The following is a 23887-nucleotide window of genomic DNA, read 5'->3' on the forward strand; positions in this document are numbered from 1 at the left end:
ATAAAGAGGAGGGCTGCCGCTGTGAGTGGGCATGTCCGTGCGCGAGTTGACAAGTACTTCGAGGACGTCGTGCATCGCAACGCCGGTGAGCCTGAATTCCACCAGGCCGTCGCAGAGGTCTTCGAATCGCTCACGGTCGTCATCGAGCGGCACCCGAACTACGCCGACGGCGCACTGATCGAGCGTCTCTGCGAGCCCGAGCGTCAGATCATCTTCCGGGTTCCGTGGACCGACGACAACGGCAACGTGCACGTCAACCGCGGATTCCGCGTCCAGTACAACAGCGTCCTCGGTCCCTACAAGGGCGGCCTGCGTTTCCATCCCAGCGTCAATCTGGGCATCGTGAAGTTCCTCGGCTTCGAGCAGATCTTCAAGAACGCCCTCACCGGCCTGCCAATCGGCGGCGGCAAGGGCGGCTCGGACTTCGACCCCAAGGGTCGGTCCGAGGCCGAGATCATGCGCTTCTGCCAGTCCTTCATGACCGAGCTGCACCGTCACGTGGGCGAGTACACGGACGTTCCAGCCGGTGACATCGGTGTCGGCGGCCGCGAGATCGGCTACCTGTTCGGCCAGTACAAGCGCCTCAACAACTCGTACGAGTCGGGTGTGCTCACCGGCAAGGGCCTGACCTGGGGCGGTTCGCAGGTGCGCAAGGAGGCGACCGGCTACGGCGCCGCGTACTTCGTCGCCGAGATGCTCAAGACCGCGGGTACGAGCCTCGAGGGGCGCCGGGTCGTGGTCTCCGGTTCCGGCAATGTCGCGATCTACGCGATCGAGAAGGTGCACCAGCTCGGCGGCACCGTGGTCGCCTGCTCGGACTCGGCCGGCTACATCGTGGACGAGAACGGCATCGACCTCGAGCTCCTCAAGGAGATCAAGGAGGTGCGACGCGGCCGGATCTGTGACTACACCGACACCGTCACGTCGGCCAAGTACGTCGCGGGCGGCTCGATCTGGGACGTCCCCTGTGACGTCGCGATCCCGTCGGCGACCCAGAACGAGCTCGACGAGAAGGCCGCGCTGACCCTGGTGGAGAACGGCGTCAAGGTCGTCGCCGAGGGCGCGAACATGCCCACCACCCCCGAGGCGCTCAAGGTGCTGCGCGGCGCCGGCGTCGCGTTCGCACCCGGCAAGGCCGCGAACGCGGGTGGCGTGGCGACGTCCGCGCTCGAGATGCAGCAGAACGCCTCGCGTGACTCCTGGGACTTCGACTACACCGACCAGCGCCTGTCGAAGATCATGCGCGACATCCACGATCGCTGTGTGACCACCGCGGACGAGTACGGCAAGCCGGGGGACTACGTGCTCGGCGCGAACATCGCCGGCTTCGTGAAGGTCGCCGACGCGATGTTCGCGCTCGGCGTCATCTGATTCACCCGCCCGCGTTCCGGCGGAGCACCGCCGCGGTCTCGGGGTTCGCCGGATAGAACGTCTCGATCGCCAACTCGGCGACCGTGACGTCCAGCGGCGTCCCGAACACGGTGGTGGTACTGAGAAACGCGAGTTCGCCTGCGGCAGTGGCGAACCTGATCGGCACCACGAGGGCACCGGGCACCAGCCCGGTGCCCTCGTGGCATTCGGATGCACCGTCGTCGCTGCCGGACGGGTACCCGGACAGTTCCGCGGCGAGCTCACGCAGAACGGGATCCCCGGTGGCCGCGATCTGGCTGTCGAGCCGATGCAGCAGATGTGCCCGCCACTGCGCGAGATTGACGATCCGCGGCGCCATCCCGTCCGGGTGCAGACTCAGTCTCAGCACGTTGACGGGCGGCTCGAGCAGATGCGCGGCGCAGCCGTCGGTGAACAGGGCCACCGCGGCGTTGCCGTCGACCATCGTCCAGTGCCGATCCACCACGACGGTGGGATTCGGCTGCTGCGCCTCGAGGATCTGGCCGACCGCCGCGGCGATCGCCGCCATCGGAACCGCGGAGAGCGAGTGCTCGGGGTAGGCGGGCGCGAAGCCGCCGGCGAGGAGCAGCGTATTGCGTTCGCGCAGCGGAATGTCGAGCTGATCGCTCAGCCGCAGCAGCATGGTCCTGGTCGGTCGGGAGCGTCCGGTCTCTAGGAAGCTGACGTGCCGCGGTGACACCCCGGCCCGGTTCGCCAGGTCGAGCTGGCTCAACCGGCGACGCTCGCGCCATGACCGCAGCAGCGTGCCGACCGGCGGCGGGGACTCGACGAGGGTGCTCATGTCGCCACCCTAGGGCGCGAGCGGAAGGGCCACCATTACCTGCCGGGTAATCGACGTGCGCCCCGGTTCGTCGCAACCTGGTGATGTCCGAACGGCCACCGGGGCCGCGGAACGAGAGGGAGAGACGACATGAGCGACTTCGAAGACCTTGCGGCCCAGTACATCGCGGTGTGGAACGAGACCGACGCGGGCAAGCGGCGGGCCGGGATCGAGGCGCTGTGGGCGCCGCACGGTCGCTACGTGGACCCGATGGCCGCCGCGCAGGGGCCCGCGGAGATCGACGCGACGATCGGCGCGGTGCAGCAGCAGTTCGCCGGCATGCGCTTCCGGCTGCTCGGCCCGGTGGACGGCCACCACGACCAGGCCCGGTTCGGCTGGCAACTGGGTCCGGCGGGCGCGGAGGACCTGATCGAGGGGTTCGACGTGGTCGAGCGTGACGGCTCCGGACGTCTGGTCCACGTGCTCGGCTTCCTGGACAAGGTTCCGGCCGCGTAGGTCGCGCCGGGAGCGGAGGCGGGTGCCGGCGGGGTCGAGACGACTACGTCTCCTCGGCGAGCGAGGATGGTCGGACGAATCCGAGCCTCAGGATGTCACCAGTCGGGACAGGGCGGCAACCGCGTTCGCCGCGGTCACCGCCGCGACCATTGCCGCGACACCGCCCACGGAGACCGTCGTACCCAGGGCAATCGCCGGGGTTGTGAGCCAGCCGAACGGCGAGGTGCCCGGCGCCGGAAGAGATCCGCCGGCGCGGGGTCCATGCCCGCCCGGTGGGGGGAGGAGATCAACCGGTGCGGGCGGTGCAGCGGTTCGTTCGGTTCCGTCGGCGGCGCGTCGCAGCGCCTGGCCACCTACCATCCCTGTTCTTGCCTTCCTCGAGATCGTCGACAACGGGTGGAGTAGTTCTATCCCGCCCGGGTGACGGCCGGTTGAACAGCAGGTGCACTCGGATGCGAGCGTGGTGCCCGACATCCGTCTCCAGATCCCCGAGTGCGCGCCAGTCCTGGGAGGACGGGTGCGCACTCGGGGTTCGAACCGACGGGTCGGTTCCCTTGGTTTGACGAATGCGATTGGTGCGCAACCCTTTCGGGCATGTTTCGGGGTGGTGTCGACCTTCTCCGTCGTCGGTGAGTGGACATGGCCTGTTCTGCCGGTGTTGTCCTGGTATTTGCGGGCTTGGGTGATGCTGGGCCCGGATCTACACAGGTTCTGGCACCTGCAACTCCCGACCGTCCGCTCGGATGCGACCGCGGCGCACCTGAGTGAATCCTCACGAGAGGCATCAGATGAACCAGTGCAACACTTCCCGGTTGAGCCGGCTGCTGGCTCCGACCAAGGCCACCGCTCTCGTCGGCGCGGCTACCGTCGCGTTCGTGCTCGGCAGCGGCGTAGCCCACGCCGACGTCATCGGCATCGGCATCGGCGACAGTTCGGCCACGAAGACGACGATCCTGGGCACCAGGCTCGAGATCGTGCAGTCCGGACAATGGCTCAACAACGTGATCCCGCTGAACGGCACCCCGTTCGACAAGGACGTCTTCTTCGGCGGCAACACCGCCGTCAAGTCCAGTGGCGGCGCCGCGATCACCGCGGGCACCGTCGACGTCGGCGTCGAGGTCGGGTACATGGTGGACGTCTCGAACGGTCTGTCGCTCGGGGGCAAGGCGGGCATCACCCCCCAGCAGGCGCTCGGCATTCCGGTCGGAGGGCTGCCGACCCTGACCATGTCGGTGCAGACTCCGCTCGAGGCCAACTGGGTGGTGCCGATCCGGCCCGGGCAGATCGTCGCCATCTCGCTCGACAAGAAGACCCTCACCTCGGGGAACGGCAACATCAACCTCGACAACATCCACTTCCAGATCAACGGCGCCGCAGGTGCGGTCTCCGTCCGCACCTACTCCCAGTGGACCGCGTCCACCAAGGAAACCGATGACGCGTTCGCCGCCTACGGCCCCCCGATCCAGCTCTGACCAGCCGGTTCCGAGCTACCTACCGAGCCGATTCCGGCCATGCCGAAGGAGATACCCGTGTTCATCGACGTGCAGCAGCTCCACGACATCGTCAAGACCCCGACCACCAGCTTCTTCGACGCCATCGTCCAGTCGATCCAGTGGTTCACCGGCTCGACGACACAGACCCTCTGACCCTGAACTCCGCCGTCTCCACCCAGGAGTCGGCGGAGTTGGGCGTCCCGGCCGCGTCACCTATCCGTATCCGCGATCAGTGGATGAAAGCTTCGCCATATCCCCATTTCGCTGGTGGGTCAGTCAGATGGTTGACCTGGTCTGGCAACCGGCACAGTGCGTACTGGATCCTGAGGTATCAGGTCGGCCCGTTGGTCACATCCTCGATGTGATTGACATATCACGTACGTCTTCTACCGTGGCAGTCATGGCCGAAGCGGTGCAGGTGTCCGGCGGAAAGGACGGTGAAGTGCCGCGTGATCGTCGCTCACCCGCTGGTGATGGTGTCTGGCTGTCGCCGTCGCAGCAACGTGCGTGGGTGGCGTACATGCGTGTGCAATTGCGCATGAATTACGAGATCAATCGCCAGTTGCAACTCGACAGCGGTCTTTCCCTGGCCGATTACCACGTGCTCAATGCGTTGAGCGGTGCCCCGGAACGCAGGCTCCAGGTGACCGACCTGGCGACGGTGATCGGGTGGGAACGCAGTCGGCTCTCGCACCACCTCCGGCGAATGTGTGAACGTGGCCTCACCGATCGTGTGCAGTCGGAGGACGACGGGAGGGCGACCGACGCGGTGTTGACCGAGCGCGGCATGGCCGCGATCGTGGAGGCTGCGCCCGGGCATGTCGCGCTTGTGCGGGAATTCTTCTTTGATCCGTTGCCTGAAGAGCTGGTGGCTCCTTTCACTGCGGCGCTGGAGCACATCCAGGCAAGTCTGAACCGAAATTCTTCGTTGCCGCCCCCGCCCATGTGATCGTCGACGACGAACTCGTCGGCACCACCGGGTAGGGCCGGAAGTTCCGCGTTCGGGGCACCGACCGTGATGGTTCACGGTCCAGATCCCGCATCCACTGTCACCCGGTCCTGCCCGGTGTCGACCACCTCGGCCGTGCATCGATCACGATTCGGAAGTCTGACGGATCCCGGTGACGATCGTGTAGAGCTCGACGATGACTCCGTCCTGGATGCGAGCGATGTCCATGCCGGCTACCACTGGTTCGCCGGCAGGCCCGTACTCGAAGCCAAGGTGACCGATGTCGTCGAGACCCGACGCGTCGCCTGCGGGCCGGAAGACCCAGTCCGGGTTCTCGGCACGTAGGTCCTCGGCGCGCCGTTCGAAGTCCCCGCGTCCGCGAACAATACGGTCCGGTTCGTGCCACACCACATCGTCGGAATAGTTCACCGCGATCACCGCGGCCCGCCGGGTCGGATCGGGCTCGTTGAACACCTCGAGAAGGTTGGCTCGCATGAGATCGGCGGGAAGTTTGATCATGGTGACTCCTCTGGTTCGGTGTGGTCGCTGCTCAACGGAGGTTGCTCAGTCGAAGTCTGGTTGCGTCGCCAACCGCTGGAGCAGGTTCTCGACGTCGGGGACGAGGGCATGAGTGCGGTCGAAGTCGGCCCGATAGGACGGCGCCGATGCGAACCAACGGAACATGCATAGTCAGGCGCGCAGTGGCTTCAAGGCGCCCGCCCAGTTCTCCAGCTGAGTGAACATGGCGTCGGCGGCATCGTCGTGACGGGCAGCCGGGGCGAAGGAGGTGAAATTCTGAAAGTCGTTGAACAAGGAGAAAGCCAGTTGTTGACGGACCGTTGCCATCTGCAGTTCGGCGCAGATGAGGCGAAGGTGCTCGACAGCGCGTGTGCCGCTGAGTGAGCCGTAGCCGACCAGTGCGGCGGCCTTGTTCTGCCACTCCGCGTAGAGGTAGTCCAGTGCGTTCTTCAGCGCCGCGGATGTCGAGTGGTTGTACTCGGGACTGACGAAGACGAAGCCGTCGAAGGGGGCGATGGTGGCGGCCCACGCCTTGGTATGCGCATTCTGATATTGCCCGAAGCTCGGGGGCGTGGCTTCGTCGAACAGTGGCAGGGGATGGTCGGTGAGGTCGACGATGTCGTAGCGCACGCCCGATCGTCCCGTTGCCCTATCGAGAACCCAGTCGGCAACCATGCGGGAGTGGCGGCCGGGGCGCGTGCTGCCGGCGACGATCGCGATGTTCAGGTCCGTCATGACGACCTCTCTGCGGGACCGCGTGCGTCTCAACTGTCTGCTGTGACAGGAAAACTGCGGCACGCGGCTTCGCTGCGTTTGGAATCGACGCGAAACCCTCGAGTGCCGCCAGACTAACAGGCGATTGCATGACGTATCAAGTATTATTCGGGTTGGACGGAGTCGCTGCCGGTCGGCGACGCCCTGATGGCAAATGTCGTGACGGGGCGCTTTCTTGCCAGTTCGGAGGCAGTCACGGGTTGACCGGCGCCGGAGGAGGCCGAGATCCTTGTTCTTCCGGTTGGCGGCCTGGTCGGATTTGACCAGGATCGTCGCCCGGATGCCGTTTGCGGAGGTAGTCGCGGTTTGCGGCCCTGTTCACATGCCAGATGGGATTTCGTGGTCCACCCGCCACGCGAGCGTCCCAGCGCGTGATCGGCTGGTTCGGTCTCGACCCCACATGGCGGCTCAGCCTGCTGGTCACCGCCGCGATGGCACCTGCCGCATGAGGTCGGCCCGGGCAATCGTCGAGTCGACGCTGACGTCCCACGCGATTGCGCTGGCTGCGTCGGCGAGTGCCTGCAGCCGGGTGGGGCCGACGCCCACGGAAGCGTTGCCAGCGGCGGAACAGTCCGTAGATCGTTTGCCACGGCCCGTACCGGATCGGGGCGTCCCGCCACGGGGAGTCGGTGCGGATTCGTCACCGGATCCCATCGATGAGCTGTCGCTTCATTCACTTGGGCGGGTAGTGCACTCACGTCCGGGAATCCGTCTTCGGCAGCCCGACCAGGGCGGGGTGCCGCGGGTCGATCGCTCGGACGATCCGGTGGCCGATGGCGGTGAGCTGCCGGACCTGAGCGCGAGTCAGATTGTCGAACACGCTGCAGCGAACCGCCTCGACGTGACCTGGCGCAGCGGCGACCACCACGTCCCAGCCGTCCTCGGTGAGGGTTGCGATCGTCACCCGGCCGTCCGTCGGGTCGGGGCGCCGAGCGACCCAACCACGCTTCTCGAGTCGGCTCACCACCTGCGACAGTCGCGAGAGCGAGCCGCCGGCGAACGCGGCCAGATCACTCATTCGCATGGTGCGGTCGTCGGCCATCGACAGTCCCGCGAGCACCTGATACTCGAAATGGCTTATCCCCGAGTCGCGTTGCAGTTGAGAGTCCAAGGTGGACGACAGTCGCATCATCACACTCTCGAGCGCGATCCACGCTTGCTGTTCCTCGTTGTCGAGCCAGCGGGGCTCATCGGGGGTCTCCATGCGCCCATCATAGCTTCATATTTGAAGTGAAATCTATCCGGATTCACTTGCGTGTTGAAGTGATGTGGCGTAGTTTTCACTTCAACAGTGAAGTGAGTCTCCTGGATTGCACACCCACTCGCTGCGTCGAACGGAGGGGATCGAATGTCCGGCACACAGGCACAACAGCCGCGGGAGTACGGCGCTCCCGGAATCACAATCACGTGGGAGGGGCGCCGCTGCCGCCATGCCACCGAATGCGTACGCGGGCTGCCCGGGGTATTCGACGGCGGGCACAGACCCTGGATCGATCCGAACGCGGCCACCGTCGACGAGGTGGTCGAGGTCATCGACCGTTGCCCGAGCTTCGCCCTCGGATACCGCACCGCCGACGGTCGAACCCGCACCGCCCCGGACAGCCCACGAACGTGAACGTCACGAATCGGAGGAGTGCACCGCTGCCGCGGATCGCGGTGCTCGGCTCGGGGCACACAGGGCCCGTGCTGGCCCGCGTCCTGGTCCAGGCCGGGTACCCGGTGTCGATCGCGGCGTCCGGCGACCCCGAGAGCATCACGCTTGTCGTCGAAATGCTCGCCCCAGGCGCGCGTCCGCTCTGGGCGGCCGAGGCGATCGCCGGAGCGGAGGTGGTGGTCCTCGCAATTCCGTTGCACCGCATCACCAGCCTCGACCCCGGGCTGCTGGTCGGGAAGATCGTCGTCGACACCACGAACTACTGGCCGCCCGTCGACGGCATGCAACCACTCTTCGACGACCCGGACCGAGGGTCGAGCGAGATCGTCGCCGAGCTGTTGCCGGGCTCGACGGTGATCAAGGCGCTCAACCACATCGGCTACCACGACCTCGACGAGGCGCGCCGCGCACCCGGCGCACCAGATCGGCGCGCGCTCGCCGTCGCCGGTGACGACCCGGACGCTGTCGCGTTGATCGCCGCCATCCTCGACCACATCGGATACGACGCGGTCCGGCTGCCCAGCCTCGTGGCCGGGCGCATCCTGCAACCCGGAGGGCCGGTCTTCGGTGCCGACCTTCGCCGCCACGACTTCGAAAAGGATCTACTGCCATGACGATTCGGTTCCCGCTCGAGTTCGCACTCGACACCTTCGGCGACCGCATGGCCGACGACCAGGGCCGCCCGCTCACCCACGCACAGTCCATCCGCAACGTGGTCGAACAGGGCGTGCTGGCCGAACAGGTCGGCGTCGACATCTTCGGTATCGGCGAGCACCACACCGACGACTTCCCGATGCCCGCCGGCGACGTCGTCCTCGCCGCGATAGCCGCCCGCACCGAACGTATCCGACTCGGCTCGGCCGTCACCGTGCTCAGCTCCGACGATCCGGTCCGCGTCTTCCAGCGGTACTCGACCCTGCACGCCATCTCCCACGAGCGCGCCGAGGTGATCCTCGGCCGCGGGTCGAGCACCGAGTCCTTTCCGCTGTTCGGGTACGACCTGGCCGACTACGAGACGCTGTTCGACGAGAAGGCCGAACTGTTCGCCCGGATCCGTGACGGTGGACCGGTCACCTGGCAGGGCACGACCCGCCCGGCACTGGTCGAGCAGGACATCGTGCCGCACATCGACGGCGAACCGCTGCCGGTCTGGATCGGTGTCGGCGGCAGCCCGCAATCGGTGATCCGGGCAGCCCGCCTCGGTTACAACCTGATGCTCGCGATCATCGGCGGCACCCCCGCCCGGTTCGCTCCGTTCTCCACCCTCTACCGGGAAGCCCTCACCCGCCTGGGTCGCGAACAGCTCCCCGTCGGCGTGCACGCTCCCGGACACGTCGCGGCCACAGACGAACTGGCCTTCGAGCAGTTCCTCCCGCGGTACCAGGAGATGATGCGCAGCGTCGGCGCCACACGAGGCTTCCGCGTCCCGACCGAGGACCAAGTCCGCGCCGAGATCGGCCCCGACGGAGCGCTCTACGTCGGGTCCCCGGACACCGTCGCCCGCAAGATCGCCGCCAACCTGCGCACCCTCGACGCCACCAGATTCAACCTCAAATTCGGCATGGGCCTGATGTCCCAGGACGAGATACTGACCAACATCGAGCTCTACGGCACCAAGGTGATCCCCCAGGTACGCGACATCCTCGCGGACTAGAAGAGCGGAGGCCGTCATATGTCGGCGCAACCGGCAGTAAGGCCACGCCGCAACCCGCTCAACAACCCACCCGCTCGACAACACAATTGGAGGTAGACGATGGACATCGTCATCCTGATCGGCCGAATTCTCTTCTCCGCATTGTTCCTCTCGTCCGCGGTGGGCCACCTGACCCAGTCCAAGGCGATGGCGCAATACGCCGCGAGCAAGGGCCTGCCGATGCCGCAGCTCTCCGTCCTGATCTCCGGTGTGGTCCTGGTCCTCGGCGCGCTGAGCGTGCTCCTCGGTGTCTGGGCGGACCTCGGCTCCCTGCTGCTGGTCGCCTTCCTCGTCCCGACGGCGGCGCTGATGCACAACTTCTGGTCCGAATCCGACCCTCAAGCCCGACAGATGGAGATGGTCCACTTCAACAAGGACATCGCGCTGGCCGGCGCCGCCCTGATGCTGTTCGCATTCTTCGCCCACACCAGCGATCTCGGGCTGACCATCACCGGACCCCTGTTCACGATCTCCTGACCCTGAAATGCACCATGCACGCATGCCGGCTGGGGCACTTTCGTGATTGGGCGTGTGTCCTGAGCTGACGCCTCCGCGTCAGGCGCGCGAGCTCCGCTTCCGCGTTGCGCTCGACAAGCAGGGTGCTGTTCCTCTCTGGGCAACCAGAGGCAGTGACCCGACGATCGCCGCAGGTCAAGGGGGAGTGGCACTTCGGCGTGGGAAGTTCGAGGCCGTGGTGCCGACGCGGTTGGCTGGCGCCTTGCCGCGGCATGGTGGGTGTGGATTCGCGTCACGAGATGGGCGCGCAGGAGCCGAGGCTGTCTCCCCGGCAGATCGGACTACAGCCGCTCGATAATCGTTGCGTTCGCCAATCCTCCTGCCTCGCACATAACGTGCAGGCCGTACCGACCGTCGATCTGGTCCAGCACGTTGACCAAGCTGGTGGCCAGCCGGGCGCCAGAGGCCCCGAGCGGGTGGCCGATGGAGATCGCACCGCCGTTGATGTTGACCTTGTTCAGGTCGGCACCGGTCTCCGCCTGCCAGGCGAGCACCACGGAGGCAAACGCTTCGTTCACCTCGAAGGCGTCGATGTCGGCGAGGCTGAGGCCCGCGCGGTCGAGCACCATTCGGGTTGCCGGGATGATGCCGGTCAGCATCAGGATCGGGTCATCGCCGGCCACGGCGAACGAGTGCATCCGCGCCCGTGGCCGTAGCCCCAGCGAGGCGGCCGCCTCTTCGCTCGTGACCAGCACCGCGGCGGAACCGTCGTTGACCGGAGAGCTGTTGCCCGCGGTCACCTTCCAGTCCACGTCCGGGAAGCGCTCCGCCCACTCCTCGCTGTAGAAGGCCGGCCGGAGCCCGGCGAGCACGTCGGTCGTCGTGCCGGGCCGGATCGTCTCGTCGGTTCCCAGGCCGTTCACATGGGTGATCTGGCCGTCGAACAAGCCGTCCTTCCAGGCCCGCGCCGCGCGCTCGTGCGACATCGCCGAGTACTCGTCGAGCTGGGCACGCGAGAGGTTCCACTTCTGCGCGATCAGTTCGGCACTGATGCCCTGCGGCACCAAGGCGTTTCCGTACCGGGCGCCCACCAGGGGCCCGCGGAAGTCCAGCCCCAAGGTCTGGCTGCCGATCGGGATCCTGCTCATGGACTCGACACCCGAGGCGACCGCCACGTCGTACGCGCCCGCGATCACGCCTTGGGCTGCGAAGTGCAGCGCCTGCTGGCTGCTTCCGCACTGCCGGTCCACGGTCACGCCGGGCACCGACTCCGGGTAGCCGGCGGCCAGCAGTGCCCAGCGGGCGGTGTTGCCCGACTGCTCGCCTATCTGGCCCACCGCGCCGCTGATCACGTCGTCGATGTGAGCGGGGTCGATGCCGGTGCGCTCGACGAGAGCACGGAGCGAGGCCGCGTGTAGATCCACCGGATGAATGTCTGCGTACGCGCCGCTGGGCTTCCCCTTGGCGAGCGGGGTGCGCACGGCGTCCACGATGACTGCTGAGTTCATGACAATTCTCCCTTTCAGTTGGTCCGGATCGCGCCGGTGGTGTGGGTGGACAGGTTCGAACGCACCCGCTGGGTGACGTCGTCGGCGTGAGCCTCGTCGGCGCCCGCGGCCAGGGCGTCGAGGATGCGGGCGACGATGACCGCCGGGTCAGACTTCGGCACGTCGAGGCCCGCGGTCATCGGCGTGTCGGTGTAGCCGAGATGGGCGCCGAGCACCTGGGTGCCCTGGCCGGCGAGCTCGAGCCGTAACGTGTTGGTCAGGCCCCACAACGCCGCCTTGGACGGGCTGTACGCGCCCGGGCTGGCAAGCCAACTGAGCACCGAGTGCACGTTGACGATCGCGCCACCCCCTGCCGCGGCCAGTGCCGGCGCGAACGCGCGCGTCACCTGCAGTGGGCCGAACAGGTTGGCCTCGAAGGTGTCCCGGATGTCCGCGATGCTCGAGGACAGCAGCGACGGGGCGCCGACCGAACCCGCGTTGTTGACGACCACGCTCACGTCCGCCGCCTGGGCGGCTGCTGCCTCGATCGAGTCCGGGTCGGTCACGTCCAGAAGAAGCGGCACCACGCGCGCATCGGCCCAGTCCAGGTTCCTGCGGGTGGCGGCGTACACCTTCCTCGCCCCGCGCTCGAGGAACTGTCGCACGAACTCCCGCCCCAGGCCGCCATTGGCGCCGGTGACCACCACCACGCTTTCGTTGATCTGCATCTGGGCACTCCCTCTGGATCGGATAATTGAAGTCAGTACCATGAGGCTACACTCTGACTATTGTTGAGTGTAGTCAGAGTTTGGTGAGGTGAGCCACATGCAACTCCGCAAGCCGTTGGACGACCGGTCGACCTGGTCGCCGGTCGGACACTGTCCGATCGAGAAGGCGATGGGCGTGGTCGGCTCCCGATCCGCGATGCTGATCATGCGCGAGGCGCACTACGGCACCCGGCGTTTCGACGACTTCGTCGCCCGGGTCGGATTGGCGCCGGGCACCGCCTCCACCCACCTCCGCGCCCTGACCGACGCCGGCCTGATCGCGCGACAGCCCTATCGAGAGGAGGGGGTCCGCACCCGGGACGAGTACGTCCTGACCCAGGCCGGCGCCGACCTGATGCCGGTCGTCATCGGTCTGTTCGAGTGGGGCGCCGAGCACACGGACGGCAGCGACCGACTCGAGTACGCACACGCCGGCTGCGGTGAGCCCGTGGCGCTCCGCGTGACATGTGCAGCCGGCCATGATCTCGGCGGTGACGAGGTCGAGGTCCGAGTTTCCGCGGATCGATGACAGTTGCGGTGAACGGCGAGCGCCGCCGACGCCACGCGAAGTTCCCGAATTGATGCCAAGATCGGTCGATGGGATCGGTATCGCCATGACTGCGGCCCTGTGGCTCGACGACATCGAAGTCGGCAGCACCTACCGCACCGGCTCCTACGAAATGACGCGGGACGACATCGTCGCCTTCGCCCGGCAGTACGACCCGCAGCCGTTTCACCTCGGAGACGACACCGCGGCAGACACTTTCTTCGAGGGCCTCGCTGCCAGCGGCTGGCACACGGCCGCGGTCACGATGCGGCTGCTCGTCACCAGCGGGCTGCCGATCGCGCACGGGATCATCGGCGCCGGTGTCGACCTCAAATGGCCCACCCCTACTCGCCCGGGTGACATCCTCCACGTCGAGCTGACCGTGACCGGTGTGAAGGTCTCGCGGTCGAACCCGACACGCGGGATCGTCACCACCGAGCACAACACGATCAACCAACACGGCGAGATCCGACAACGCACGACCGCACGGCTGCTGGTCTTCACACAGCCGGATGGGCACACAGGGTGAATGTTCGGGGCCTCGCCGGCAGTCCTCGAGCAGGCCAGCGGCCGCGCTGACCGTTCGGCCGCAGTGTCCACGCCTGGTCGCTGGATCGCTCCCTCCGTGAGTCGGTGGGAGCGCCACACTCGTGTGCCCGTCGGGAGCAAGTTGCGATCGGCGTTGGCCACTTGTCAGGTGCTAGGCGGGTGCGTGCGCGACAGAGGCCAGGCGTGGCGTACCAGGGCGCCCCGGGAATGGACCAGGGATCACCACGGGTGTGAGCGCTGCCGGTCCCGAGGACTGTGGGAGTTGCCCACATCAAGGCGCGCATCGCAAGGAGAGAATCATGAGCACGAGCTCCGTCAATCCGAAATTCATCACTGTCGATGGCTTGTCGATCCGGTACGCCGAGAGCGAGGACCGCGGCCCCGACGCGCTGTTGCTGAGCCCCTGGCCGGAGAGCCTGTACGCCTTCGAGCCCTCCTGGGCCGGCCTGGCTGAGGACCATCACCTGGTTGCGGTCGACCTACCCGGATTCGGGCTCTCGGAGAGCAGGCCCGAATTGTTCACACCCCGAGCCGCAGGCGCTTTCGTGCTGCGGATCATGGATGCACTCGGCCTCGATCGGGTACACGCCGTCGGCCCCGACATCGGCACCAGCGCAGTGCTTTTCGCGGCGTCCGCCGCCCCCGAGCGGTTCCACAGCGCGGTGATCGGCACCGGTGCGGCCACGGTCCCGCTCGAGATCGGCGAGCCGATCACAACCTGGGTCAACGCGACCGACCTGTCCGAGTACGCCCAGAACGCCGACCAGGTCATGACTGGCGTCATCGCCGAGATCCACCCGGCCTCGCCGCTTCCGGACCACGTCCGCGAGGACTACCTGGCCTCGTACGGCGGGCGTCGTTTCGCCGATTCGATGGGCTACGTGCGCTCCTACCCGACCGAACTCGCCGCGCTCGCCGAGGTGCTCGGCGGCATCAGGACGCCGGTGCGGATCGTCACGGGCGCGAAGGACTCAGCGATCCCGCCGTCCAACGCGGAGTACCTGCACCGCCGGCTACCGAACAGCAGCCTCGACATCGTCGACCTCGGCCACTTCGTCTGGGAGCAGGACCCCTCGACGTATGCGTCCCTGGTCCTGGACTGGTGGCAGCAGATGGGGCCGAGCGCGGCGCAATCTCGCGCATGACAAGCAACCCCACACGGACACGCAAGGAGTGAAACAGATGAACCCCACCGGAGCGGTCGGCAGCACAGCGACCACGAACACCGATCTCAAGGTCGAGGCGCTGGTGATCCCGGTTGCCGACGTGGACCGGTCGAAGAACTTCTATCAGGATCTGGGCTGGCGCCTCGACGCGGACTTCAGCTTCGACAACGGTTTTCGGGTGGTGCAGCTGACGCCGCCGGGCTCGCCCGCGTCGATCCAGTTCGGAACGAAGATCACCACTGGGCGGCCGGGCACCGCCGAAGGCATCTACCTGGTGGTCACCGACATCGCAGCGGCGGTCCGCCAACTCGCCGGCCTCGGTGCCGACGTCAGTGATGTGTTCCACCCGCAGGCACCGGGCGGCCAGTTCGGGCAGATCGCCAACGGCCGGGCTGACGGGCCGGCGGGGGACCGGGCCAGCTACGGCTCGTTCGCCACCTTCCGCGACCCCGACGGCAACAGCTTCCTGATCCAGGAGGTCACCGCCCGGATCCGCGGCCGCGTCGACAGGGGAGCCACCGAATTCGCCTCACACGGTGACCTGGTCGGTGCGCTCGAGCGTGCGGCGGTCGCCCACGGTGAGCACGAGGCCCGCAACGGCGGCGAGTACGACCAGAACTGGCCCGAGTGGTACGCGGCATACATGGTCGCCGAGCGGCACGGCGACGACCTGCCGCAGTAGGTCAGCGAGAAGCGGCCACCTGTCCCAGTGCCCGCGTAGTTCGCCATGATGGTCGCGGAGTCGCTCGCCGGTCCGACAGGCCCAGACGAAGGCCGGGTACACGCCGGGGTGGAGGCGCTAGTCTCAGCCGGATGTCCCCTGCGATCCCCATGCGCGGCCGCTCGGCAGAGCGCACACGGCTCGACGACGCGCTCCGAAGCGCTCGCAGCGGCGAGAGCGCGGTGCTGGTTCTGCGCGGAGAGGCCGGGATCGGCAAGACCACCCTCCTGGACTACCTTGCGCGCAGCGCCAGCGGATGCCGGGTCGCGCGGATCGCCGGTGTGGAGTCGGAGCTGGAGCTGCCGTTCGCCGCGTTGCACCAGCTGTGCGCGCCGATGTTCGACTTGATCGAGGCGCTGCCCGAGCCGCAGAAGCGAGCGCTGTACATCACCTTCGGACATACCAGTGGTGCTGCGCCGGACAAGTTCCTCGTCGGCCTCGCGGTGCTGAGCCTGCTCGCCGAGGCGGCCGCCGCACAACCACTCGTCTGCCTGATCGACGATGCGCAGTGGCTCGACGAGAGCACCCTGCAGGTGCTCGGGTTCGTGGCACGGCGCCTGCTCGCTGAGTCGGTGTTATTGGTCTTCGCGGTCCGGGTGCCGACCGCGGACGAACTCCTCGCCGGCATCCCGGTGCTGCAGCTCGGCGGACTCACGGACGACGAGGCCCGGGCCCTGCTCGCGGCCGCAAACCCAGGACTGCTCGACGCCCAGGTGCGCGACCGCATCGTCGCCGAGACGCGGGGCAACCCGTTGGCGCTGCTGGAATTGTCGCGGACCGGCACCGCAGAGCTGTTCGGCGGATTCGGGCTCCCGGCGAGTGGTACCGGTGACCTCGTCGACCGGTACGTCCGACGGATCGCGGCTCTCCCCGACCCGACCCGACAGCTTCTGCTGGTCGCCGCGGCCGATCCGACCGGCGACGCCGCCCTGCTCTGGCGGGCTGGGCGCGCCCTCGGCCTCGGACCGGGGGACGCGGCGCCGGCGGTGGAGGACAAGCTCTTCGAGGTAGGCGCCCGGGTGCGCTTCCGGCACCCGCTCGTGCGGTCGGCGGCGTACGCGGCAGGGAGTGTCGAACAGCGCCGCATCGTGCACCGGGCCCTCGCCGGTGCGGTCGATGCCGACTCGGAACGTCGAGTCTGGCATCTCGCCGCTGCGACAACCGGATTCGACGACGAGGTCGCCGACGCACTCGCCGACGCGGCCCAGCGCGCGCAGGCGCGCGCTGGTGTGGCGGCTGCCGCCGCGCTGCTGCAGCGGTCGGCCGGCTTGACCACCGATCCGGCGGTGCGTGCCGAACGGGCGCTGTCCGCTGCGCAGGCGCACCTCGATGCCGGGGCGTTCGACACCGCGATCTCATTGCTCGCCGGAGCCGAGGCCGACGCAGCCGACGAGCTGCAGCGCGCCCGGGTAGACCTGATCCGTGGCCGCATCGAACGCGCGGCTCGGTCGGGCCGGGAGGCCCCGGTCGCGCTGCTCCGCGCGGCGCGACGGCTCGAGCCACTCGACATCCGGCTCGCCCGACACACGTACCTCGATGCCTGGGGCGCGGCGCTGGTCGCGGGCGGATCGGCGCGGGCCGGCGGCGACCTCGCCGAGGTGTCCCGAGCCGCACGCTCGGCACCCGAGGCGCCGGATGGTCCGACCGCGTCGGACGACCTGCTCGAGGGGCTCGCCACGTTGGTCACCGACCGGGCCACCGCGGCCGGGCCGAGGCTGCGGGCGGCAGTGTCCGGGTTCCTCGGCGACGATGTGCCGCCAGGGGACTTCCTGCGCTGCGGTGTGCTGGTCGCGAACGCGGCGCTGTCGCTGTGGGACTACGACGCTTGGGAAGCGGCCAGCGCCCGACACCTCACCCTGGCCCGTGCCGCCGGTGCGTTGGCTCCACTGGCGAATGCTCTCAACGCGCACCGCGTGATCGCACTCTGGCGGGGAGACGTGGTCCGGGCCGGTGAGTTCGGCCTGGAGGAGGTGACCGTCAAGGAGGTGACCGGGACCCGGCGGGTGTCGTACGGAGACCTGTTCCTGCTCGCCTACCGAGGGCACCTTGCCGAGGCTGTGCCGCTGATCGCGGCCGCTGCGGAGGAGGCCACCACCCGTGGCGAGGGACTCGGTCTGCAGATCACCCACCGAGCCTCGGCCCTGCTGCACCTGGGCCTCGGGCGCTACGCCGATGCCCTGGTCTCCGCTCGGCAGGCCGGCACCGGCAACCTCGGTCCGTTCACTGCGCAGGCCCTGCCCGATCTGGTCGAGGCCGCGGCCCGCAGCGGCGACACCGTAACCGCGACCGAGGCGCTCGCGCGGCTCACCACGTACACCGCCATAGAGGATTCGGACTGGGCCGCCGGCCTGGAGGCCCGGTCCCGAGCCCTACTCGGCGAAGGCGCCGCAGCCGAACGGGGATACGTCGAGGCGATCGAGCGGCTCGGCCGGACCCGATTGCGGTTCGAGCTGGCACGCGCCCGGCTGCTGTACGGCGAATGGCTGCGCCGGGAGCGGCGCCGCGGAGACGCGCGCGGCCAGCTGAAGGCGGCATTCGAGGAATTCGTGGCGATGGGCGCCGACGGCTTCGCCGAGCGGGCGCGGCACGAGAGGCTCGCCACCGGGGAGAAGGTCCGTAAGCGCACTGTCGACACCCTCAATGACCTCACCCCGCAGGAGGCGCAGATCGCACGACTCGCCCGGGACGGCAGCACCAACGTCGAGATCGGCGCCGAGCTCTACATCAGCGCGCGCACCGTGGAGTGGCACTTGCGCAAGGTGTTCGGCAAGCTCGGCATCCGCTCGCGCCGGGAGCTACGAGAGGCACTGCAGGCCCCAAACCGCTAGACGTGCGCCGAAGGACCGTCCGCTGTGGAGGTGCTCGGCTCACTCCGTGGAAAGAAATTCCGTGACCAGGTCCGCGAACTGCTTTGGGTACTGGAACTAAGGATCCGTGCGTTGCGTCGGGATAGATCCATCACCGGGCATCGGAACTCTCCTCACTGCTCCGTCTGGTTGTGGAGTTGGGTCACTGTGAGTCCGGCTGCCTCGCCCTGCGAATCGCGGGATTCGATGGCCGCGATGGTCTTGTCGAATGCCTTCGGCAGGACGCTCCGGCCGACGGTCCCGAGCACGAGCCCGAGCAGTCGTCCCTTCAGGTTCTTGCCTTCGCGCACGACGACCGCGTCGATGTCGGTCATCCCGTCCGGCCGCCGGACGAGGTTGTAGGTGTGGCCGGAGCGGCCTCCCCACACGTTGGAGTCGGTGGTGGTGAGAACGATGTGGTTCGGGTCGGACCAGTCGTAGGACAGGCGTTCCCAGACTCCACCGGACCCTTCGGTGACGTCGGCACGGTCGCGGCCCTGCTCGTGCACCTCGAGGTACTCGCCGTCACTGTTGCCGAAGAGCGTCGAGCGGTCCGGCCCGAAGTCGGTGAGCGCGGCAACGAACTGCTCGACCGTCGCGGTGGTCGTCTCGTGGAAGTGGATCGTGGACATGGTCTGTGCTCCTGGTCGAATGGGTTGGATGTCGTGGCTGACAGCTCTCGGACTTGCTGTCGAGATCCAGCCTCGCTCCGCGGCCGCGGCTTCACACCAGTGGTGATCCCTGGTCCGGCCACCTGCGGGGGTGCGGTCACCGGCCGCTTCGCCGGTCTGCCGGATTGGCCTGCCGCATCTCAGGCGGACGTAGGATCAGTCGCTGGAGGAGGGCATCCGAGGCACCCGTGGCCACCTGACCTGAGGAGGTCGGAAATGGACCTGCAGCTGAAAAGCAAGACTGCCGTCGTGACCGGTGCGAGCAAGGGCATCGGACTTGCGATCACCGAAGCGCTCGTCGCCGAGGGAGCCAACGTCGTCGCGGGAGCACGCACCCGTACCGACGAGATCTCCGTGCTCGAATCCGACGGAACCGTCACGTTCGTCCCGGTGGACCTGTCCACCGCTGAAGGGCCACAGGCCCTCGTCGATGCGGCTACCTCCTGGGGTGGCATCGACGTTCTGGTCAACAACGCCGGTGCGGTGACTCCTCGCCCGAACGGGTTCGCCAGCGTGACCGACGACGACTGGTTCGCGTCGCTGACGTTGACGTTCCTGTCCGCGGTCCGTACCACCCGGGCCGCCTTGCCCCAGTTCAATGGACGGGGTGGGAGCATTGTGACCGTCAGCTCGGTGAACGCCTTCCTGCCCGACCCGGCGATCATCGACTACTGCGCTGCGAAGGCCGCGCTGACAAACTTCTGCAAGTCCCTGTCGAAAGAAGTGGCTTCCCAGGGGATCCGGGTGAACACCGTCAGTCCCGGACCGGTGACGACCGCATTGTGGACCGGTGCGGAGGGTGTCGCCGCCACCGTGTCCCGGGCGAGCGGGATCGCCGCACAGGACGTCATCGACCACACGGCCGCGAGCACCGAGACCGGCCGCTTCACCAGCCCGCAGGAGGTCGCCGACCTGGTCGTGTTCCTGGCCTCGTCCCGGGCCGCGAACATCACCGGCGCCGACTTCGTGATCGACGGCGGCCTGATCAAGACGCTCTGACCATGACCCACGAGACGGAACCGGCAACCTCGTGACCCACGCGTGCTCACAACCCCCTGGTTGCATCACGTGCACCTACGAAACCCGGCAAAAGGTACTGCAGCAGTTCAGGTTCCGACACCTGCCGGGGAGCGGTGTCCTGGTAAGGCCCTCACGCAGTGGGTGACCGGTTTAGAATCGGCGACGGTGTCGTCGCCCGCGTGCTCTCGGAGCGCGGCCGAGTGTTCGGCCATCGTGAGGGGTCGTCGTCACGCATCCATGTCATCGTTCGACGCAGGAGATTGACTTCCGAGCCCAGCCTCCAGGCGTTCCCGATCCTTTGGGGGCACGAAGGAGAGATGACCATGAGCAACTCCACCAAGTCGGTCGTGCTCGTCCACGGCGGATTCGTCGACGGATCCGGGTGGAAGGGTGTGTACGACATCCTGACCGCCGACGGTTTCTCCGTCAGCATCGTGCAGAACCCGACTGTCACGCTCAGCGGAGACGACGTAGCGACACGCCAGATCCTCGACCGCCAGTCCGAGCCCGCCGTCCTCGTCGGCCACTCGTACGGGGGAGCGGTGATCAGTCAGGCGGGCACTCACGACAACGTCTCCGCGCTCGTCTACGTCACGGCCTTCGCGCCGGACGCCGGCGAGTCGGTCGACACTCTCATCGGTACCTTCCCGTCGGACGGGCCCCAGCCACCCATCCTCCCGCCGGAGGGCGGCTTCCTGGCCCTCGACCGGGGGAAGTTCCACGAATCCTTCGCCGGGGACCTCTTCCCGCGGGAGGCGGCGTTTATGGCAGACTCCCAGGTCCCCTGGGGGCTCGAGGCACTCGGCGGTGTCGTGTCGCAGCCGGCCTGGCGCTCCAAGCCGAGCTGGTACCTCGTCGCCTCCGACGACCGGATGATCCCCCCGTCGGCGCAACGGACGATGGCAACACGTATGGGCGCGACCATCATCGAGACGGCGGGGAGCCACGCGGTGTACGTGTCCCGGCCTCAGGCGGTGGCCGACGTCATCAAGCGCGCCGCCAACGAATCCTGACGGAGACCCACCGCGGTCCATCCGGGTTGCCGACGTCCACCGTGCACCTTGGCTCGTCATGGTGGGGAAGGTGCACGGTGCGTCGAGTGAGAGCTTGCCGGACCCGGAGGTGTGAGCGTCAAAGCCGGAACCACCACCGACACGGATAGCGAGGATGCCGATGTCAACTCATCGAGCAGTACACGTCCGCTCCGCTGGCGAGAGGTTGACTCTCGTCGACGTCGAGACCATCCCACCCGGACCCGATCACGTCCGGATCGCGGTTGCCGCGTGCGGAATCTGCGGCACCGATCATGCTCTCGTCAACGGCGGATTCCCCGGAATGACCTGGCCGCTGACTCCCGGCCACGAGATCGCAGGAACCATCGCCGAACTCGGCGACAACGTCGAGAACTTCAGTGTCGGCGACCGCGTTGCGGTGGGCTGGTTCGGCGGTCACTGCAACCAGTGTGTTCCTTGCCGCCAGGGCCACTTCATTCACTGCGAGAAGCTGCAGGTCCCGAGCTGGCACTATCCCGGCGGATACGCCGAGTCCGTGGCGGTGCCCGCCAATGCCCTCGCCCGTATTCCGGACGAACTGTCCTTCGTGGAGGCCGCGCCGATGAGCTGCGCAGGCGTCACCGTCTACGACGCGCTCCGGAAGACGCGGGCGGTTCCCGGCGACCGAGTCGCTGTCCTGGGTCTCGGCGGCTTGGGTCACCTCGGCGTGCAGTTCGCACGGGCGATGGGGTTCGAGACGATCTCCATCGCCCGCGGCTCCGGCAAACGGGTAGATGCCCACGAACTCGGTGCTCACCACTACGTCGATTCCACCTCTGGTGACGTCGGTGAATCCCTGCGGGCACTCGGCGGGGTGTCGGTGGTGCTCGCAACTGCCGCGAACGCGACAGCAATGGCAGACACCATCGGTGGACTGCGTCCGCTGGGCGAACTGGTCACCATCGGCGCTACCACCGAGCCACTGCCGATCAGTCCCAACCAACTGATCATTCCCGGACTGAGCGTGACCGGCCACCCCGCCGGAACCGCCCGGGACGTCGAGGAGGCGATGCGGTTCGCGGTGCTGGCCGGAGTGCGCGCCCGAACCGAGGAACGACCCCTGGCCGACGCCGCGGAGGCATACGCCACCGCAGAACAAGGGCGTGCTCGCTACCGCATGGTCCTCACGACGTGAAGGCTGATCAGGCGTCCATGTCAGGGAATTCCGCCGGATAGGGGGCCGCGAAGTCGGCAGATGAGGAAACAGCGCGCCACCTGTCGACCTCCGCGATCTGTTGTTCGGAGTAGCGCACTGCCATGTCGACAGCGTCGGCTCCGAGCGGCAGGTGGGTGGGGAGCTCACCCTGGTGGATCAGGCGCACGAGGATGTCCGCGGCGCGGTCGGGATCGCCAGCAGGCTTGCCGGAGCGTACGAGCGCGGTGAACGCGTCGAATGCGGGCCGGTAGTCGTCCGGAATCTCCGCCGTCCCCATCGACGAACCTGCCCAATCGGTCGCGAATCCGCTGGGCTCGACCGTGAGGTAGCGCAGGCCGAACGGGGCGGTCTCGGCGGCGAGGACTCGGGTCAGGCCGTCGATGGCGAACTTCGCGGCCTGGTAGGAGCCGAGGCCGAGCGTGCCGCCCACGCGGCCCCCGATCGAGGAGAACTGGACGATCGTTCCGCTGCCTTGCGCCTTCAGCAGCGGAACCGCTGCCCGCGAGACGTTGTAGACGCCCCAGAAGTTCGTCTCGAACTGCCGCCGGAAGTCCTCTTCCGAGCCGGTCTCGACCGGGGCGACGTTCGCGTACCCTGCGTTGTTCACGATCACGTCCAGCGGTCCGAAGGCATCGCGCGCGGCCTTCAGTGCGGGCCCGGCCGCGGCCGCGTCAGTGACGTCGAGCGGCAGGGGCAACGCCCGGTCGCCGAAACGCTCCACCAGGTCGTTCAGTTGTTCGGGGCGTCTCGCGGTGGCCGCGACCCGATCGCCCCTTTCGAGAGCTCTGGTGGCGAGAGCGCGCCCGGAGCCGCGCGAGGAACCAGTGATGAACCATGTCTTCGTCGCAGTAGTCATGACTATTAGTGCAACAGGGTTGCACTAATAATGCAACCCTGTTGCTTTATATTGAGGCCATGGCGACTGAGAACTTCGAGCGTGCTCGCTCCGCCGACGCGAAGCGGAACAGGGAGGCGGCGATCCTTGACTCCGCGACACGACTCGCGCTCACCGGTGGGGTGCGGTCGGTGACCCTCACCGACATCGCCGCGGGCGTCGGGATGCACAAGTCGACGATGTTGCGCTACTTCGAGACCCGTGAGGAGATCTTCCTTCGCCTTGCCGCCTCCGAATGGCGCGAGTGGTCAGCGGAGGTCGCGGCAGGGCTCGACACGCTCGACGCGGACCCTGGTGCGGTCTGTGACGCCCGTGCGGCCGCAGGCATCCTGGCGGACACATTGACCGATCGTCCGCTGTTCTGTGACCTGCTCGCGCACGTGCCCCTGAACCTGGAGCGCGGCGTCTCCTTCCAGGCAGTCCGCGAGTTCAAGCTCGGCGCGATCGCGGCCGCGGGCCGCGTGGCGGATTCGCTCGGTCGGTGCGGACTCGATCGGGAGGAAGCGGTCGACGTCGTCGCGACCGCCACCGGTATGGCCGGCTCGCTCTGGCAGATGGCGGCCCCTGGAACGGAGCTACGACGGCTCTACGAGCAGGACCCATCGCTTGCCCACGCCGTCGTCGACGTGCGACCACGGCTCACGAACATTCTCACCGCTCTCATCGCCGGATACTCGCGAACCGCTGACCTGCACCTCCATTGAGACCGCGGCCCACCCGACTCCGTCCTCGCTCGAAGCGATGAAGTCTTCGGCGCGTGCCGAGGTGGGCGATGAAGAGTCGGCG

General features: G+C 67.6%; 25 protein-coding genes. 17 read left to right on the top strand and 8 right to left on the bottom strand.

Annotation, left to right across the window (positions count from 1 at the left end):
• Nucleotides 1–21 precede the first annotated feature (21 nt).
• On the top strand, nt 22–1371 hold the full coding sequence (gene gdhA, locus ACFVH2_RS16345; protein ID WP_378426531.1) for an NADP-specific glutamate dehydrogenase: 1350 nt from the start codon (nt 22–24) through the stop codon (nt 1369–1371).
• Between the two features lies 1 nt (nt 1372).
• On the opposite strand, the gene ACFVH2_RS16350 is transcribed toward gdhA, so the two are convergent.
• Complete coding sequence (locus tag ACFVH2_RS16350) at nt 1373–2191, bottom strand: helix-turn-helix domain-containing protein (RefSeq protein ID WP_378426533.1); 819 nt, start codon at nt 2189–2191, stop codon at nt 1373–1375.
• Between the two features lie 129 nt (nt 2192–2320).
• Here ACFVH2_RS16350 and ACFVH2_RS16355 point away from each other — a divergent pair, with 129 nt between their 5' ends.
• The 3 genes from ACFVH2_RS16355 (at nt 2321) to ACFVH2_RS16365 (ending at nt 5128) form a co-directional block, all read left to right on the top strand.
• Nucleotides 2321–2686 (top strand): nuclear transport factor 2 family protein, encoded by a 366-nt coding sequence (locus tag ACFVH2_RS16355; protein ID WP_378426535.1) that lies wholly within the window; start codon nt 2321–2323, stop codon nt 2684–2686.
• An 812-nt stretch (nt 2687–3498) separates the two neighbouring features.
• The gene (locus tag ACFVH2_RS16360; protein ID WP_378426537.1) at nt 3499–4158 is read left to right on the top strand and encodes an MspA family porin; all 660 of its coding nucleotides are present in this window, start codon (nt 3499–3501) and stop codon (nt 4156–4158) included.
• 421 nt (nt 4159–4579) lie between these two features.
• Nucleotides 4580–5128 carry a MarR family winged helix-turn-helix transcriptional regulator gene (locus tag ACFVH2_RS16365; RefSeq protein WP_378426539.1) on the top strand — a complete coding sequence of 183 codons (549 nt, stop codon included), beginning with the start codon at nt 4580–4582 and terminating at the stop codon, nt 5126–5128.
• 144 nt (nt 5129–5272) lie between these two features.
• Here ACFVH2_RS16365 and ACFVH2_RS16370 read toward each other — a convergent pair whose 3' ends face one another.
• From ACFVH2_RS16370 to ACFVH2_RS16380, 3 genes are all read right to left on the bottom strand, one after another.
• A complete protein-coding gene (locus ACFVH2_RS16370) occupies nt 5273–5647 on the bottom strand; it encodes a nuclear transport factor 2 family protein (protein ID WP_378426541.1) in 375 nt (124 codons plus the stop codon).
• Between the two features lie 171 nt (nt 5648–5818).
• Nucleotides 5819–6382 (bottom strand): NADPH-dependent FMN reductase, encoded by a 564-nt coding sequence (locus tag ACFVH2_RS16375; RefSeq protein WP_378426543.1) that lies wholly within the window; start codon nt 6380–6382, stop codon nt 5819–5821.
• A 733-nt stretch (nt 6383–7115) separates the two neighbouring features.
• A complete protein-coding gene (locus ACFVH2_RS16380; RefSeq protein ID WP_378426545.1) occupies nt 7116–7625 on the bottom strand; it encodes a MarR family winged helix-turn-helix transcriptional regulator in 510 nt (169 codons plus the stop codon).
• 144 nt (nt 7626–7769) lie between these two features.
• Here ACFVH2_RS16380 and ACFVH2_RS16385 point away from each other — a divergent pair, with 144 nt between their 5' ends.
• From ACFVH2_RS16385 to ACFVH2_RS16400, 4 genes are all read left to right on the top strand, one after another.
• A complete protein-coding gene (locus tag ACFVH2_RS16385; RefSeq protein ID WP_378426547.1) occupies nt 7770–8036 on the top strand; it encodes a (4Fe-4S)-binding protein in 267 nt (88 codons plus the stop codon).
• Nucleotides 8033–8689 carry an NADPH-dependent F420 reductase gene (locus ACFVH2_RS16390; RefSeq protein WP_378426549.1) on the top strand — a complete coding sequence of 219 codons (657 nt, stop codon included), beginning with the start codon at nt 8033–8035 and terminating at the stop codon, nt 8687–8689. Before ACFVH2_RS16385 ends, ACFVH2_RS16390 begins: the two co-directional genes overlap by 4 nt.
• Nucleotides 8686–9729: an LLM class flavin-dependent oxidoreductase gene (locus ACFVH2_RS16395; protein WP_378426551.1), complete on the top strand. Its 1044-nt coding sequence runs from the start codon at nt 8686–8688 to the stop codon at nt 9727–9729. Before ACFVH2_RS16390 ends, ACFVH2_RS16395 begins: the two co-directional genes overlap by 4 nt.
• Before the next feature lie 99 nt (nt 9730–9828).
• Complete coding sequence (locus ACFVH2_RS16400; RefSeq protein WP_378426553.1) at nt 9829–10245, top strand: DoxX family protein; 417 nt, start codon at nt 9829–9831, stop codon at nt 10243–10245.
• A gap of 320 nt (nt 10246–10565) precedes the next feature.
• Here ACFVH2_RS16400 and ACFVH2_RS16405 read toward each other — a convergent pair whose 3' ends face one another.
• On the bottom strand, nt 10566–11732 hold the full coding sequence (locus tag ACFVH2_RS16405; protein WP_378426555.1) for a thiolase family protein: 1167 nt from the start codon (nt 11730–11732) through the stop codon (nt 10566–10568).
• A 14-nt stretch (nt 11733–11746) separates the two neighbouring features.
• Entirely contained in the window at nt 11747–12439 is a 693-nt protein-coding gene (locus ACFVH2_RS16410; protein WP_378426557.1) for an SDR family oxidoreductase, read from the bottom strand.
• 97 nt (nt 12440–12536) lie between these two features.
• Here ACFVH2_RS16410 and ACFVH2_RS16415 point away from each other — a divergent pair, with 97 nt between their 5' ends.
• The 5 genes from ACFVH2_RS16415 to ACFVH2_RS16435 all read left to right on the top strand — a co-directional run bounded on the left by ACFVH2_RS16415 (nt 12537) and on the right by ACFVH2_RS16435 (nt 18289).
• Nucleotides 12537–13007, top strand: a complete 471-nt coding sequence (locus ACFVH2_RS16415) for a winged helix-turn-helix transcriptional regulator (protein WP_378426559.1) — start codon at nt 12537–12539, stop codon at nt 13005–13007.
• 85 nt (nt 13008–13092) lie between these two features.
• Entirely contained in the window at nt 13093–13554 is a 462-nt protein-coding gene (locus ACFVH2_RS16420; RefSeq protein ID WP_378426561.1) for a MaoC family dehydratase, read from the top strand.
• A gap of 319 nt (nt 13555–13873) precedes the next feature.
• Nucleotides 13874–14719, top strand: coding sequence for an alpha/beta fold hydrolase (locus ACFVH2_RS16425; RefSeq protein ID WP_378426563.1), 846 nt, complete (start codon nt 13874–13876; stop codon nt 14717–14719).
• Between the two features lie 37 nt (nt 14720–14756).
• Nucleotides 14757–15422 carry a VOC family protein gene (locus ACFVH2_RS16430; RefSeq protein WP_378426565.1) on the top strand — a complete coding sequence of 222 codons (666 nt, stop codon included), beginning with the start codon at nt 14757–14759 and terminating at the stop codon, nt 15420–15422.
• A 131-nt stretch (nt 15423–15553) separates the two neighbouring features.
• Nucleotides 15554–18289, top strand: a complete 2736-nt coding sequence (locus ACFVH2_RS16435) for an AAA family ATPase (RefSeq protein WP_378426567.1) — start codon at nt 15554–15556, stop codon at nt 18287–18289.
• Nucleotides 18290–18441: 152 nt separating this feature from the next.
• On the opposite strand, the gene ACFVH2_RS16440 is transcribed toward ACFVH2_RS16435, so the two are convergent.
• Entirely contained in the window at nt 18442–18939 is a 498-nt protein-coding gene (locus ACFVH2_RS16440) for a hypothetical protein (protein WP_378426569.1), read from the bottom strand.
• A 255-nt stretch (nt 18940–19194) separates the two neighbouring features.
• On the opposite strand from ACFVH2_RS16440, the gene ACFVH2_RS16445 reads away from it, so the two are divergent.
• The 3 genes from ACFVH2_RS16445 (at nt 19195) to ACFVH2_RS16455 (ending at nt 22185) form a co-directional block, all read left to right on the top strand.
• Nucleotides 19195–19977 carry an oxidoreductase gene (locus ACFVH2_RS16445; protein WP_378426570.1) on the top strand — a complete coding sequence of 261 codons (783 nt, stop codon included), beginning with the start codon at nt 19195–19197 and terminating at the stop codon, nt 19975–19977.
• 344 nt (nt 19978–20321) lie between these two features.
• Nucleotides 20322–21011 carry an alpha/beta fold hydrolase gene (locus tag ACFVH2_RS16450; RefSeq protein ID WP_378426572.1) on the top strand — a complete coding sequence of 230 codons (690 nt, stop codon included), beginning with the start codon at nt 20322–20324 and terminating at the stop codon, nt 21009–21011.
• Between the two features lie 160 nt (nt 21012–21171).
• Complete coding sequence (locus ACFVH2_RS16455; RefSeq protein WP_378426574.1) at nt 21172–22185, top strand: alcohol dehydrogenase catalytic domain-containing protein; 1014 nt, start codon at nt 21172–21174, stop codon at nt 22183–22185.
• 7 nt (nt 22186–22192) lie between these two features.
• Here ACFVH2_RS16455 and ACFVH2_RS16460 read toward each other — a convergent pair whose 3' ends face one another.
• A complete protein-coding gene (locus ACFVH2_RS16460) occupies nt 22193–23062 on the bottom strand; it encodes an SDR family NAD(P)-dependent oxidoreductase (RefSeq protein ID WP_378426576.1) in 870 nt (289 codons plus the stop codon).
• Between the two features lie 59 nt (nt 23063–23121).
• Between ACFVH2_RS16460 and ACFVH2_RS16465 the strand changes: the two genes are divergently transcribed.
• Complete coding sequence (locus tag ACFVH2_RS16465) at nt 23122–23805, top strand: TetR family transcriptional regulator (protein ID WP_378426577.1); 684 nt, start codon at nt 23122–23124, stop codon at nt 23803–23805.
• The last annotated feature ends 82 nt before the right edge of the window (nt 23806–23887 follow it).

The sequence above is a fragment of the Rhodococcus sp. NPDC127527 genome, from assembly GCF_042672245.1.
Taxonomy (GTDB): domain Bacteria; phylum Actinomycetota; class Actinomycetes; order Mycobacteriales; family Mycobacteriaceae; genus Rhodococcus_G.